The following is a 14,056-nucleotide window of genomic DNA, read 5'->3' as shown; positions in this document are numbered from 1 at the left end:
CCCTATTTAATATCTTCTCTTTGGACATCGTATGCGCCATCGTCGTATTTGGTTACTGATACTATTCTATCTTTGTCATCTTTCATATTTTTGAGGGTGACTCCCATGGTGTTTCTTCCTGTTATAGAGACATCTTTTGCTCTAATTCTTATTATATCACCTCTTAAGGAAACCATCATTATATCTTCGTCTATATCTACTGGGATAGTGTCTACTACAAAGCCTGTTTTTTCTGTTACCTTGTGGCATCTGATTCCCTTGCCGCCCCTGTTTTGGTTTTTGAAGTTGTTAAATGATGTCTTCTTGCCGAAGCCATTTTCTGTTACGACTAGTAGGTAGGTTTCCTCGCCTCTGATGTTCATTGCTACTACTTCGTCATCTTTGGCTAGTTTTATAGCACGGACTCCACGAGCTTGGCGGCCCATACTTCTCACATCTTCGGTGTTAAATTGGATAGTCATACCGTTTTTAGTTGATATTATTAGTTCTTCTTCTTTTTCTATGTGGCGGGCAGATATTAGTTTATCGCCTTCTTCAAGGCCTATGGCTATGATTCCGTTTCTTTGGATAGATGTGAAGTTATCGGCATCAGTTTTCTTAATTTTACCATTTTGTGTTTGAAGTACAATCTGATCTTCTTCACTTAGCTCAGATAATGGCATAATCTCAGTTATTTTCTCTCCTGAGTTTAGGGATAGAATATTGATTATAGCTTGACCACGGCTTGTCCTAGATCCTTCTGGGATTGCGTAGCCCTTTAAGCTATAGACCCTACCAAAGGATGTGAAGAATAGTAAGTCTTCGTGAGTGTTTGTAGTCATGATGCGTTTGATATAGTCATCTTCCTTGGTATTTGCCGCAGAAATTCCCTTGCCTCCCCTGTTTTGTACCTTGTAGGTATCTACTGGTAGGCGTTTGATGTATCCATCATTTGTAAGGGTGATTAGTATATCTTCTTCTTCTATAAGCTCTTCTATATCTATTTCACCTTCATCTGGAGCAAGTTTGGTGCGACGTTCATCTCCATATTTTTCCTTAATCTCATTTAACTCTGTTTCTATTAGGTCTATAAGCTTTTCATCTGAGTTTAGAATTGATAGGAGATAGGTAATTGTCTCTTCAAGTTCCTTATTTTCTGCATTAAGTTTTTCAATTTCTAGTCCTGATAGACGTTTCAATCTCATATCTAGGATAGCTTGAGATTGGAGGTCTGTTAGGCCAAATCTTTCTAAAAATATTGCCTTAATCTCATTGTCATCATAGGAAGAACGGATGATTTTGATAATCTCGTCGATATTATCTATAGCGATTATCAAACCTTCTACTATGTGCTTGCGAGCCTTTGCCTTGTCTAGGTCAAATTGTGTACGTCTGGTAACTACATCTTTTTGGTGGTCGATATAGTATTTGATCAATTCTTTTAAGGTTAGAATTCTTGGTATACCATCAACTAAAGCAAGGTTTATGATACCAAATGTTGTTTCTAGTTGGGTGTATTTATAAAGGTTATTTAGGACAATATTGGCATTGTAATCGCGTTTAATTTCAATTACAATCCTCATTCCCTTTCTATCTGATTCATCACGGATATCAGATATACCATCTATTCTCTTTTCTTTTACAAGGTCAGCTATCTTTTGTATGAGTTTGGCCTTGTTTACTTGGTAAGGAATCTCTGTAACTATGATTCTCTCGCGGTTTTTCTTGAAAGGTTCGATACTAGCTATACCGCGAAGTTTAACCTTACCACGACCTGTTTCGTAGGCATCCTTGATTCCTTTTTTGCCGAGGATCTTTGCCCCTGTTGGGAAGTCTGGCCCCTTGATGATTTTGTTTAGTTCTTGGATGCTTATCTCAGGGTTTCTCATGTAGGCTATAGAAGCATCTATGGCTTCATTAAGGTTATGTGGAGCCATATTTGTAGCCATACCTACAGCTATACCGTTAGAGCCATTGACCAAAAGATTTGGAAATCTTGATGGTAGGACTACTGGTTCTTTTTCTTCTTCGTCGAAGTTTGGTACAAAGTCTACTGTATTTTTATTGAGGTCCCTTAGCATTTCCTTGGCGATTTTTGACATACGAACTTCTGTATAACGCATAGCCGCTGGATCATCGCCATCTACAGAACCAAAGTTACCTTGGCCTTGGGCTAGGGGATATCTGGTTGAGAAATCTTGGGCAAGACGTACTAGGGCATCATAAAGAGCTGTATCGCCGTGAGGGTGATACTTACCCATTACCTCACCAACTACTCTGGCAGATTTTCTGGTTGGTTTGTTTGGATCAAGACCTAGACCTTCCATACCATAGAGGATTCTTCTATGTACTGGTTTTAGTCCATCACGTACATCTGGAAGTGCACGAGATACTATTACAGACATAGAATAATCCAGGTAGGCATCCTTCATCTTTTCTTCTAGGTCTACATTTATAATATTGTGTTCATTGTTAATTTCAGTCATCTTGCCTCCTATACGTCAATATTATTTACGTATTTGGCGTTTTCTTCTATGAATTCACGTCTTGGTTCTACCTTTTCTCCCATAAGTAGGCTAAAGGTGTCGTCTGTACTTGTTGATTCTTCATTTTCTAAGACCCTAAGCAATATCCTGTTGTCTGGATTCATGGTTGTTTCCCAAAGTTGCTCAGCATTCATCTCACCAAGACCCTTGTAGCGGTTGATCTTGTAGTTTTCGCCTTTGATATCTTCTATGACCCTATCTCTTTCGGCATCTGAGTATACATAACGTTCAGACCTGCCGTGGGTTATTTTGTATAGAGGAGGTTGAGCAACATAAACATGGCCATCATCTATCAAATCTTTCATATATCTATAGAAGAATGTCAATAGTAGGGTTCTGATGTGAGCACCGTCGACATCGGCATCTGTCATGATGATTATCTTGCCGTAGCGAAGTTTTGATATATCAAATTCCTTACCAACTCCTGTACCAAAGGCTGTGATCATTGCCTTAATCTCTTCTGAATTTAATATGCGGTCGATATTTGCCTTTTCTACATTTAGAATCTTACCACGTAGAGGAAGTATAGCTTGGATGCGGTTATCACGTCCACCCTTTGCTGAACCACCAGCTGAGTTACCTTCGACTATAAATATTTCGTTTTCGGCAATATCTGTAGATTGGCAATCAGCTAATTTTCCTGGAAGTGTTGCGCTATCAAGTATAGAACGCTTGCGAGTTAAGTCCCTTGCCTTTCTTGCAGCCTCTCTTGCTCTTCTTGATTGGAGAGCCTTGTCAAGGATGGTTTGGGCAACTTTTGGATTTTCTTCAAGGAAGCTTTCTAGCTTGGATGAGAAGAAGCTATCCACAGCCCCACGAACTTCAGAGTTACCAAGTTTTGCCTTGGTTTGACCCTCAAATTGTGGTTCTGATATCTTTACTGATACTATGGCTGTCATACCCTCTCTGACATCTTCACCTTGGAGATTTTCTTCGTTTTCTTTGATAAACTTATACTTTCTAGCATAGTCATTGACTCCACGAGTTAAGGCAGACCTAAAGCCTGATAGGTGGGTACCTCCTTCTGGAGTAAGGATATTATTTGCGAAAGTTAGGATGTTTTCAGAATATGAGTCTGTGTATTGGAAGGCAATTTCTATTTCTGTATCTTCTTGGCTTCCAATAAAGTGTGGGATTTCAGGCATTATAGCATCTTTGTTGCGGTTTAAGTAACCAACAAATTCACTAACTCCACCGTCATATTTGAATGTTTGAGAAGACTCATCTCTTTGATCTTCAAAGATTATTTGCACACCAGAATTTAGAAAGGCCATTTCACGGAATCTGCGTTCTAGGGTCTTTTTGTCATATACTGTTGTATCAAAGATTTCTGGGTCAGCCTTAAAGCTTATAGTTGTACCAGTTTCGTTAGTTTCTCCCAAGATCTCCAAATCACTTGTAGCAACTCCACGTTCAAAGGTCATGCGATATAGGTGGCCATCTCTTTTGACTTCTGCTATAAGGTATTCTGATAGGGCGTTTACTACAGAAACACCTACACCATGAAGTCCACCTGAAAAATGATAGGCTGATGAGTCAAACTTACCACCAGCGTGAAGAACTGTAAGAACAGTCTCTAGGGTTGATTTGTGAGTTTGTGGGTGTTCTTTTACTGGTATACCTGATCCGTCATCTTCTACTGTTATAATATTATCTTCTGATACGGTCACTTTTATGTAATCGCAACGGCCGGCAAGAGCCTCGTCTATAGAGTTATCTACAACTTCATAAACTAGGTGGTGTAGACCTTTTTCACTAGTTGAGCCTATATACATACCAGGTCTTAGTCTAACTGGCTCTAGTCCCTCTAAGACCTTAATATTACCGGCATCGTAATTATTTTCTGTCATAATTTTCCTTTCTAAAATCTCCCTTATCTCAAGCTTTGGTATATTTTGCCATTCTTAATGTATCTAAGGGAAGATTCATCCACCATATCCAAGCTCTTGGTATTGGTAGCTGTTATAATTGTCTGGTAGCCCTCTAGGTTTTCTAAGAGGAAATGGGATCTTTTTTCGTCAAGTTCTGAGAAAACATCATCAAATAAAATGACAGATTTATCACCTGTCACTTCCCTTATCAATCTTACTTGGGCTAGTTTTATATTTAGTATTGCTGATCTTTGCTGGCCTTGAGATCCAAAATTTTTGATTAGCTTATCATTTATGGTGATTTCTATCTCATCTTTGTGGATGCCAGCTTGGGTCGTCTGATACTTTTTGTCTAGGTCATAGGATTTTATAAACTTTTGATAATAATCTTCTTGGCTAGTGGCCATGATATCAGGTCTATAGTTTATTTTTAAATCCTCTTTGCCTTCTGAGAGCAAATCATGATAGTCATTGGCAAATTTTCCTATAAGTTCAGTAATCTTAGCCCTCTTCTTGTAGATCCTATAGCCAAAGCGGCAAAGATTTTTGTCGAAGGCTCCTACTTGGTCCTCAAAATATGGACTTTTTTGGTTTTTCAAAAGTTTATTTCTCTGAAAAATAAGCTTATCATATTGTTTTTTGATCTGCTTATAGGAAAAATCTACACTTATTATTATATCATCAATTAGGTCTCGCCTTAAATTTGGTCCCTCTTTTATTATAAGCAAGTCTTCCGGTGTAAAAAGCACCAAGGAAAAGAGAGCCTTTAAGTCTTTGTTCCTCTCATATTTTACTTCATTTACATAGATATTCTTATTGTTTTGGTCAACATTTATGTAAACGTGTTTAAAATACTTATCTTTTCTAATAATGCCCTCAAGGGACATATTATCCCTATCAAAGGAAATGATGTCCTTATCTCTAATCTTTTTAAAGCTTGTAGCATTGGCCAAATAGTAGAGGGATTCTAGCAAATTTGTCTTGCCTTGGGCATTATCGCCTATAAAGATATTTATATCCTTAGAAAATCCTACATCTGCCTTATCATAATTTCTAAATGAATCTAAGCTAATATTTTTAATCCACATTATACAATAGTAATTTTGACATCATCAAAGATTAGCCAGTCGCCTTTGTAGAGTTTTTTGCCCGGAACAAAGCAATCTTCTCCATTTACTATTACTCCCTCATCCTTGATGACTGCTTTTGCAATACCACCCGATGGGAGAAGTTGAGTAACTTTTAGCAAATCTTTTAATGTTATCATTTCTGTTTGAAATTCTAATTCTTCCATAGTTTTATCCTAATTTGCTAGTCTTACTGGAAGAACTAGGTAGGTAAATTCTTCATCTTCGTATTTGCTGTCAACTGGATCTATCAAGCATGGATTTAGGGAAGATTTGAAGTTAAGTTTGATCTTGTCACTGTCAAAGGCTCTGACACCCTCTTGCATATATCTTGCATTGAAGGCTATGTTAAGGTCTGGTCCTTCTTGGTCTATTTCTATAACTTCTTTTACATCCCCTATTTCAGAATTTGATTTGATAATCATGTGGTTTTCAGCTATTTCTATTCTAATAAGATTTGCCCTACCTGGATCTGACAAAACTTGGGCACGGTCTAGGGCAGATACTAGCTTAGCCTTGTCAACTATAACACTCGTTTCTGATGTTTTATTTATGATATTTCTGTAGTCTATATAGTTTTTATCTATTACTCTGCAATACATAGTAGTGTTTTCAGCTTGGAAAACTAAGTCATTTTCATTTTTATATATTTTTGTAATAGAATCATCAGCTATAATCCTAGACCATTCCATAAGAGATCTCTTTGGTATGATAAATTCGCTATTTTCGTATTCTGATTGGTAGTCCATGGAGTTTTTCTTTAGGGCTACCCTGTAGCCATCAAGGGCCACCATATTTAGGCTAGCATCTTTTAGCTCAAATAGAATTCCTGTTAGAGCTAGCTTTGTTTCATCTAAGCTTGTAGCAAATTCTGTTTGAAGGATTGATCTTTTTAATTTATCATTTGATATCTCTAGTGGAGATGTATCTGGCAATTCTAGGTCTTGTTTTTCAAAATACTCAAAGGCAAGGAGGTTGAAGTTTGAATTTTGACTTCTTATAGATATTTTGCCATCCTTACTTTCTATCTTTACAATGTCATTAGGAAGTTTTCTAATGATATTAGTAAATAGATTTGCCTTTAAGGCCATCTCACCTTCTTCTATTACTCTTGCTTCTATAAAGGTCTTGATTGTGATTTCTCCATCAAAAGCAGTCAGTGAGAGTCTATCTTCTTTTGCTTCAAAGTATATTAATTCATGAATTTGTATATTGGTGTTTTTTGATACTGCCCTATTGGCAATATTGATAGCATTTATCAGCTCATTTTGTTTAACTTCAAATTTCATGGTGTCTCCTCATATAACTATATATATTTAGTAGTATTAGTAGTAGGGCCTGTATATATGTGGAAAAGTCAAGCAAATCTTTATATCAAGCCATTACTTATACAAAATATCCTGTGGATAAGCCAAGGATAAGTTTGGACTTTATCCACATATTATTTTGAGATTATTTTTATAAATTTTAAATTTACTTATCCACAAGCTTATCCCAAAAGTTATGCACATTTTGCCCTTAGTCAGTCAAAGAATTTCTCAAATCTTCTACTTCTGTTTTAAAATCTTCATCGCTTTCCATCTGATCTTTTACCTTATCTATGCCATGCATGATGGTAGTATGATCTCTTTCAAAAGCATTTGAAATAGTAACAAGGGATGAATCGGTCAAATCTCTTGATAGGTACATGGCTATATGCCTTGGGTTTACTATTTCCTTTTTCCTGCTCTTGCCCTTTAGGTCGGAAACTTTTATAGCATATTTCTCTGCTACCTTTTTTTGTATATCGCCTATATTGATGTGCTTTCTCTTGTTGATGGACCTTGTATTGATGCCCTTTGTCGCATCTTCAAGGTTTATGGTATTTCTTCCATCTCCCTTGGCATAGGCAATGGCTGTTGATAAAGCACCTTCCAAATCTCTAATGTTTGTATCGATATTTTCAGCTATATAGGTCAATATTTCATTGTCTATAAAGGCACCTAATTCATCAGATTTTTTCTGAAGTATGGCAACCCTAGTCTCAAAATCTGGTTTTTGAATATCAACGGTAATGCCCCAAGAAAACCTTGAAAGTAACCTATCTTCCAAGTCTTTGATCTCAAGAGGAGGCCTATCTGATGATAGGACTATTTGCTTATCAGCATAGTATAGGTCATTGAAGGTGTGGAATAACTCCGTTTGTGTACCTTCCTTATTAGATAGAAACTGGATGTCGTCTATAAGGAGGATATCTGCTGACCTGTACTTGTCCCTAAATTCTTGGTTTAAATTTTGGTTTTTGGACCTGCTCGTTGGCTGGATACTTGCTATAAGCTCATTGGTAAAGCGTTCACTAGATATGTACATGACATATAAGTCGTCACGCTCTTCAAGGATCTTATGGGCTATGGCCTGCATCAAGTGAGTTTTGCCAAGGCCCGAATCTCCATATATAAATAGAGGGTTATAGACCTTATTTGGGTGGCCATTTATGATATTTTCAGTAACTGCACTGGCAACAGCTAGGGCGTATTGGTTGGATTTGCCTTGGATGAAGTTTTCAAAGGTATAGTTCCTATCCAAAAGTGGCTTTGGATACTTGTTTACTCCCTTTATCCTCATTTGTCCATCGTCATCAAAGTTATTGCCCAAGGTCAAGATCCTTGAATATGAATCAGAATCCCTTGCAACAACCACGACCTTATAGTGGCCAGGCTCATCTTTTGTAATCCTATCCAAGCTTTCTTGGAGGGACGGGGTCCATATCTTATCGTAAACGAAAATCATATTGGACTTTGGTATTTCCAAATACAGAGTATTTTCATAGAGATTTAATGGTTTTAAAATATCTATCCATGTGTAATATTGACTCTCATCTGGAATATTCATTTTCATTTCATTTTTTAATTCATCTGTAATGTATTCTAAATTGATCATCATCAAGCCTTTCTTATTAAAAATCTTTCCACAAGTATAAAGACCTATATTTAAAGGATTAGACCAAATAATAGGACTTATCCACTAATGTGGATTAAATTGTGGATAAGTCGAAAATTTTTAAATAAAGCTCTATTTTATGAGATTAAAATTATAAAAAATCGAGAAAAATAAAAAAATTAAAACTTTTCCACAAAAATATAACCTATGAAAAGCAAAAACTGGCTTTTCCATATATTTTTACACCTCAAATTATACTCTAAAATAGAGATTTGTACAAGTTATCCACATCTTGTTAATAAGTTTTGGGAAAACTCCCCAAGAAAATTATTAATTAAGATTTATTATTGTTGATATGTGGATAAGTCTGTGTATTTATTTATGATTTTTATAATTTTACTTTGCCTTTGTCCATATAATGGGATTTTGATTTTTTTATACTCACATATATTAATTTTTTTTCATTTGGATAAGTGTTCAAAAATTGTTGATAAAAAAATTTCCTAAATTATTTATCCACATTGAAAAAATATAAGGGAATTCTCTGATATTTGGTATATTTATAAGGAAAATCCTAGAATTTTTATTCATGGTAAATATTCTTAGTTAATTTAGGATCAAAAGAGCTAAAAAACCTTGACAGAATAGCTATTTCTACATATAATAATATGAGTCAAAATTTATGAGGAGGTGTAATAATGAAAAGAACCTATCAACCAAATAGAAGAAAAAGAGCTAAAGATCATGGTTTTAGAAAAAGAATGTCAACACCAGGTGGCAGACGCGTTATTAAAGCTAGACGTAAGAAAAACAGAAAAAGACTTTCAGCTTAATTTATAAGCTATAAGTTTTGCTTTTTTACTTAGATTTAAGGACATAGATGGAAAAGCGAATAAGTTTAAGAAAAGATACTGACTTTCAGAGAGTATACAAAAAGAATCAAGCTTTTTTTAATAGAGACTTTACTGTATTGATCAAAAACAATGGCCTCTCCCATCCCCGCTTTGGTTTTTCTATAAGCAAAAAGATTGGTAAGGCCAACCAAAGAAACAGACTTAAGAGAAAACTACGCGATATAGTAAGGAATAATTACAAAAATCTCAATGGAGTTGATATTGTTATCATTCCAAAAAAGCATGTCACAGAATTTGACTACATCAGACTTAAGAAATCTCTAGGTCACGTACTTAGCAAAGCATTTAAAAAGAATAAGATTTTTTATGTTAAATAAAATTTTTATAAAAATCATTATATTTTATCGAAACTACATTTCTCCACAACTTGGCTTTGGAAAGTGCAAATATCATCCGACCTGTTCTAGCTACGCTATTGAGTGTTTTAGAAGGTATGGATTTGTAAAAGCATTTTTGATGTCTGTGTGGAGAATTTTACGATGTAATCCTTTTTCCAAGGGTGGATATGACCCTGTCCCTTAATTTATATTATATGGAGAGATTATGATAAATTTTTTAGCTAGCATTTTGGGCAAGCTAATGAGGTGGATATATGATTCGCTATCAGCAACCGGTGTAGAACCAGAAAACATTTCTTATTATGCCATAGCAATCATTATTATGACTCTTTTAGTTTCCCTAATCACAATACCAGTTACAATTTCCAGCCAAAAGCAGGCTGAACAAACTCAAAGAATAAAACCTAAGATGGATGAAATCCAAAAGAAATATTCCTACGATCAACAGATCATGCAAAAAAAGATGCAAGAGCTATATAAGGAAGAGGGAGTCAATCCAGGTATTTCATCTTGTCTTATGATGATTTTTCAACTTTTAATCCTCTTTGGATTATTTAGAGTTATGAACGATACAAAAACCTTTGTCTTCCCTGAGGGCATAGAAAATCTTAGAAGAGATTTCTACTGGGTACCAGATCTAACACTTGCAGACCCACTATGGTTCGGTTTGCCATTACTTACAAGTATATCCCAATTTTTGGTAACCCTATTTTCAATGAAGACTAACCCTCAAATGAGTGAAGGACCAATGAGTGCCATGAATAAATCTTTCTTATTTATGCCACTAATTTTCTTTATGACCTTTATCAGACTACCAGCTGGTCTTCCACTTTACTATACAATGAGTTCTCTTATCAGACTTATAATTATGGTAATAATGCATTTCACAGTTAAAAAACCAAAACAATTAGATGAGGTAAAAGATGAAAAAGTCAATAATAAAACAAGCAAAAAATAAAGAAGAAGCTATTAGCTTAGCCTTAAATGAAATTGGTAAAGACAGATCAGAAGTTGAAATAGAAGTCATAGAAGAAGGATCTGCTGGATTTTTGGGTCTTGGCAGCAAGGATGCTGTTGTAAAAGTAATCTATGATGAAAGTGTAGAAGAAAGTCTTTTTGATTTTGAAGAAGAAATCAAAAGAGATAGCTCTAAAGGAAATGACGAATCTTACAATATTTCTAAAAGATCAGAGTATTACAAAAACGAAGCTTCTGCAAATTACAAAAGTGATGAAGAGCAAGAAATTCCTAGCCAAAAGGAAGACTACCAATATGATTCTGATGCCTTTGAAGATTCTATAAAAAGTATCAGAGGCGAAGAAGAAGACTTAGGAGAATACTCTAGACTTCAAAAAATCAATTCTTACCAAGAGAATTCATCAAAAGAAAAAAGGAAAATCCAGACTTATCCCAAGTTTTAGACCACAATATTGACTCAATAACAAAGGATGGCTACAAGATAGAAAGACGTCCAGAACCAGTTTTTGAAGAAGAGAAATCTATAGAAGAATCTAGTGAAGATTTAGCAGAAGATTCAATAGAAGGATCAAATGAAGAAAGCAAAGATGAGTCAATAGCAAGAGTATTTACTGCAGGTGCAGATTCTCATAAGGTGAATATTGCCAAAGAAAAACAACAATCTGACATTGATAAGTACTACAAGGCCAAGGAATTTTTAGAAGAAATCTTAGAGCAAATGCACTTTGAAAATGCTACAGTTTATGGCAACTTAGAAGGATCAATCATCAAACTTGATGCCAAGGTTGATGAAAATGACACAGGCATTGCCATAGGTAGAGGCGGCCAAACCCTAGATGCCATAGAGCTTTTGATTAGAAAATCTATTGATTCAAGGGCAAACAACCTCAGAGTAAATGTAGATATCAATAATTACAAAAAACGTAGAGATGAAAAAATTGTAGAACTTGCAGCAGACACAGCAAGAAAGGTTCAAAGAAGCAAGAAATCTTGGAACTTAAAATACATGAACTCCTACGAAAGAAGACTAGCTCACGAAGAAATTAGCAAACATGCAAATGTAACTAGCCACTCAGAAGGCATAGAACCAAAACGTTATGTAGTTGTTTCTTACCTATCAGATGAGGAAGAATAAATTTAAAAGGAGTTGTTGCCAGGATTGCAACAGCTCCTTTTTTTAATTTATAAACTTTTTTCTAGTTCTATTATAGTTTCTTCTGCTTGTTTTTGATATTTGATTGATTCATCAATTAATTTTTTGACTTTATCCTTAACGCTTTTTATTGTTTTTGGATATTTATCTAATAACAATTTTGCAGCTTCGCATTTAACTCTGTTCTCATCTAAAGATGATTTTAAATTCTCTATAATTTTTTTTGTATTTGCTTTTTTATAGTCTTTAATATCAGTTTCACTAGGTGTTTTGCCATTTACTGTATAGTCAATGAAGTTAGCACTTGCTATATCATCTATTACTTGGTCTAATTCTGGATTAGTTTTTTCTTCATGGTTTCCAAGGTTAAGGTAGATATCTGAAATCTTCTCTCTATAGTTTTGGTAAGGCTCACCTAATATATTTAAATCTTTATCCATCATATAAATTTCGTAAAAACGATAGCTTGGGTCGTAATTTCCATTCTTCTCGTTTATATATTTGTTGATTTCATCAGTTTGACCAAAAACTGTCCACTGTGGACCTTTAGAACCGTATAAATTTTTGATGTCATCTTTGGTGAAATTTTCGTAATCTGTAACAAGTCCAATTACACCTACATCGTAATTTTCTTGTTTCTTCAAATATTCAATATATTTTTCCATAGCTAAAATTTTATAGTTATTAACTGATGGATTTTCTGTTTTAATAGCTTTGTATGGGAAAATTACTGTATAATCGTGCTTTTGCACTTCTTTTTTAAATTCGTCAAGGCTTGGACTAGCTATATCACTCTTATCAGATTTTAAGACAAATACCATATTTTCATAGTTTTGATAATTATTTTCCAAAGAATAGGCTCTAAAAGCTAACTTATGAACAAAATCTAGTAAATCTATGTATTTCTTGCCATCGTGTGTTTGTTTTCCTATTTTGTATGAATTTGTATCACTTGAATTTGTCTTTTTTATTTCGATTTCGTTTTCATCTTCTCCTATGATTTCAAAGTCAAAATTAGTATCCTTAACGGCACCTTCGAATTCATCTAGATTTACTAGGTGATAGTCATATCCGGATCCAGGAATAAGATCTGCTATTATTGTATCTAGTGGACAATCTTTGCCATCTAATTTATAAGCTATTTTATAGTTTGTATACTTCCAATCTCTCTTACCAACATTTATTGGTTCTTCCGTGTTTGTTTTTTCTTTATTGTCGGCTTTTTCACCTTGGTCGGCAAATGAGTTGTTTACGGGAAAAATCATTCCTGCAGCTAATGCTATAGCCAGAGCTTTCTTTAAATTATTTTTCATTATAAGCCTCCTATTTACTCGCTCTTTTCATATATATTTATACCCACTAATTTTAAGTTAAACTTTTTTTATTAAGATTTATATTTAATAATATTATCCTAAAAGAGCCGATTAGCAGAAAATTAGCATAAGGCCCTTTAATTATTAATTTCTTTTAGTTTATTTAAGAACAGCTCCTGCAAAGGGTTAAATAACAATGGCTCCTGATACATTTGCTATTCCTTTTTTGGGGGATTCAGTAATGTTTGTATTTGGAGTTTTTTGCTTTAACTGCGTTTTTATTGCTTCACTTAAGTGAGTTGAGCGAACGGATGTGAGCGAAACAAAAAACCACCTGCTGTGCAGGTGGAGGAATTAAGCTTTAGCTTCAAGACCAAAAAATTCTCACTTGTAATATAATTGTGATAACCACATGCACAATAAAAACAAGGAGAATAAATTGGACAACAATAGTTTATCACATACAAAATGGAGATGTAAATATCATATAGTATTTGCCCCTAAATTTAGAAGACAAGAAATATATGGGAAACTAAAAAAAGACATAGGTCAAATACTACGAGAACTATGTCAAAGAAAAGGAATAAACATAATAGAAGCGGAGCTGTGCCCAGATCATGTCCATATGCTTATAGAAGTACCACCAAAATATAGTATCTCAGAAATAATGGGTTATCTAAAAGGAAAAAGTTCACTAATAATATTTGATCGACACGCAAACTTAAAATATAAATATGGAAACAGACATTTCTGGTGTAGAGGTTATTACGTGGATACAGTAGGGCGAAATGAGAAAATGATAAAAGAATATATACAAAATCAACTAAAAGAAGACTATTATGCGGATCAAATAAGTATCAAGGAATACTATGACCCGTTTACGGGAGAGTCAGTAAAAAGAAGCAATAAATAAACTGC

Annotated in this window: 14 protein-coding genes; 7 read left to right on the top strand and 7 right to left on the bottom strand. The window is 34.6% G+C overall.

Going from position 1 to position 14,056, the window contains the following annotated elements; all coding sequences use genetic code 11:
* Positions 1-2 precede the first annotated feature (2 nt).
* The 6 genes from gyrA to dnaA form a co-directional block, all read right to left on the bottom strand.
* The gene (gene gyrA / locus BN38_RS08865) at positions 3-2,465 is read right to left on the bottom strand and encodes a DNA gyrase subunit A (protein WP_044567045.1); all 2,463 of its coding nucleotides are present in this window, start codon (positions 2,463-2,465) and stop codon (positions 3-5) included.
* Positions 2,466-2,473: 8 nt separating this feature from the next.
* Positions 2,474-4,375: a DNA topoisomerase (ATP-hydrolyzing) subunit B gene (gene gyrB, locus BN38_RS08860; RefSeq protein ID WP_044567044.1), complete on the bottom strand. Its 1,902-nt coding sequence runs from the start codon at positions 4,373-4,375 to the stop codon at positions 2,474-2,476.
* Positions 4,376-4,398: 23 nt separating this feature from the next.
* A complete protein-coding gene (recF, locus tag BN38_RS08855; protein WP_044567042.1) occupies positions 4,399-5,484 on the bottom strand; it encodes a DNA replication/repair protein RecF in 1,086 nt (361 codons plus the stop codon).
* On the bottom strand, positions 5,484-5,690 hold the full coding sequence (locus tag BN38_RS08850) for an RNA-binding S4 domain-containing protein (RefSeq protein ID WP_044567040.1): 207 nt from the start codon (positions 5,688-5,690) through the stop codon (positions 5,484-5,486). The genes recF and BN38_RS08850 overlap by 1 nt, the downstream gene beginning before the upstream one ends.
* Before the next feature lie 9 nt (positions 5,691-5,699).
* Entirely contained in the window at positions 5,700-6,812 is a 1,113-nt protein-coding gene (gene dnaN, locus BN38_RS08845; protein WP_044567038.1) for a DNA polymerase III subunit beta, read from the bottom strand.
* A gap of 229 nt (positions 6,813-7,041) precedes the next feature.
* Positions 7,042-8,442 (bottom strand): chromosomal replication initiator protein DnaA, encoded by a 1,401-nt coding sequence (dnaA, locus tag BN38_RS08840; protein ID WP_195890902.1) that lies wholly within the window; start codon positions 8,440-8,442, stop codon positions 7,042-7,044.
* A gap of 698 nt (positions 8,443-9,140) precedes the next feature.
* Between dnaA and rpmH the strand changes: the two genes are divergently transcribed.
* The 6 genes from rpmH to BN38_RS08815 all read left to right on the top strand — a co-directional run bounded on the left by rpmH (position 9,141) and on the right by BN38_RS08815 (position 11,807).
* The gene (rpmH, locus tag BN38_RS08835; RefSeq protein ID WP_044567037.1) at positions 9,141-9,275 is read left to right on the top strand and encodes a 50S ribosomal protein L34; all 135 of its coding nucleotides are present in this window, start codon (positions 9,141-9,143) and stop codon (positions 9,273-9,275) included.
* 47 nt (positions 9,276-9,322) lie between these two features.
* Positions 9,323-9,673, top strand: coding sequence for a ribonuclease P protein component (gene rnpA, locus BN38_RS08830; protein WP_044567036.1), 351 nt, complete (start codon positions 9,323-9,325; stop codon positions 9,671-9,673).
* Positions 9,663-9,878, top strand: coding sequence for a membrane protein insertion efficiency factor YidD (yidD, locus tag BN38_RS10965; protein WP_073998672.1), 216 nt, complete (start codon positions 9,663-9,665; stop codon positions 9,876-9,878). The genes rnpA and yidD overlap by 11 nt, the downstream gene beginning before the upstream one ends.
* 21 nt (positions 9,879-9,899) lie before the next feature.
* On the top strand, positions 9,900-10,652 hold the full coding sequence (locus BN38_RS08825) for a YidC/Oxa1 family membrane protein insertase (RefSeq protein WP_044567034.1): 753 nt from the start codon (positions 9,900-9,902) through the stop codon (positions 10,650-10,652).
* The gene (locus tag BN38_RS10800) at positions 10,618-11,115 is read left to right on the top strand and encodes a Jag N-terminal domain-containing protein (RefSeq protein ID WP_049944486.1); all 498 of its coding nucleotides are present in this window, start codon (positions 10,618-10,620) and stop codon (positions 11,113-11,115) included. The genes BN38_RS08825 and BN38_RS10800 overlap by 35 nt, the downstream gene beginning before the upstream one ends.
* Positions 11,116-11,306: 191 nt before the next feature.
* On the top strand, positions 11,307-11,807 hold the full coding sequence (locus BN38_RS08815; protein WP_049944485.1) for a Jag family protein: 501 nt from the start codon (positions 11,307-11,309) through the stop codon (positions 11,805-11,807).
* Positions 11,808-11,854: 47 nt separating this feature from the next.
* Here the strand turns inward: BN38_RS08815 and BN38_RS08810 are convergent, their stop codons facing one another.
* Positions 11,855-13,138, bottom strand: a complete 1,284-nt coding sequence (locus BN38_RS08810) for a hypothetical protein (protein WP_044567032.1) — start codon at positions 13,136-13,138, stop codon at positions 11,855-11,857.
* A gap of 439 nt (positions 13,139-13,577) precedes the next feature.
* Between BN38_RS08810 and tnpA the strand changes: the two genes are divergently transcribed.
* Positions 13,578-14,051: an IS200/IS605 family transposase gene (gene tnpA / locus BN38_RS08805; protein ID WP_044564935.1), complete on the top strand. Its 474-nt coding sequence runs from the start codon at positions 13,578-13,580 to the stop codon at positions 14,049-14,051.
* Positions 14,052-14,056 lie beyond the last annotated feature (5 nt).

The organism is Anaerococcus provencensis, from assembly GCF_000312365.2.
Taxonomy (GTDB): domain Bacteria; phylum Bacillota; class Clostridia; order Tissierellales; family Peptoniphilaceae; genus Anaerococcus; species Anaerococcus provencensis.
The sequence above is the reverse complement of the archived record's forward strand: the minus strand, read 5'-3'. Positions and strand labels throughout refer to the sequence as shown.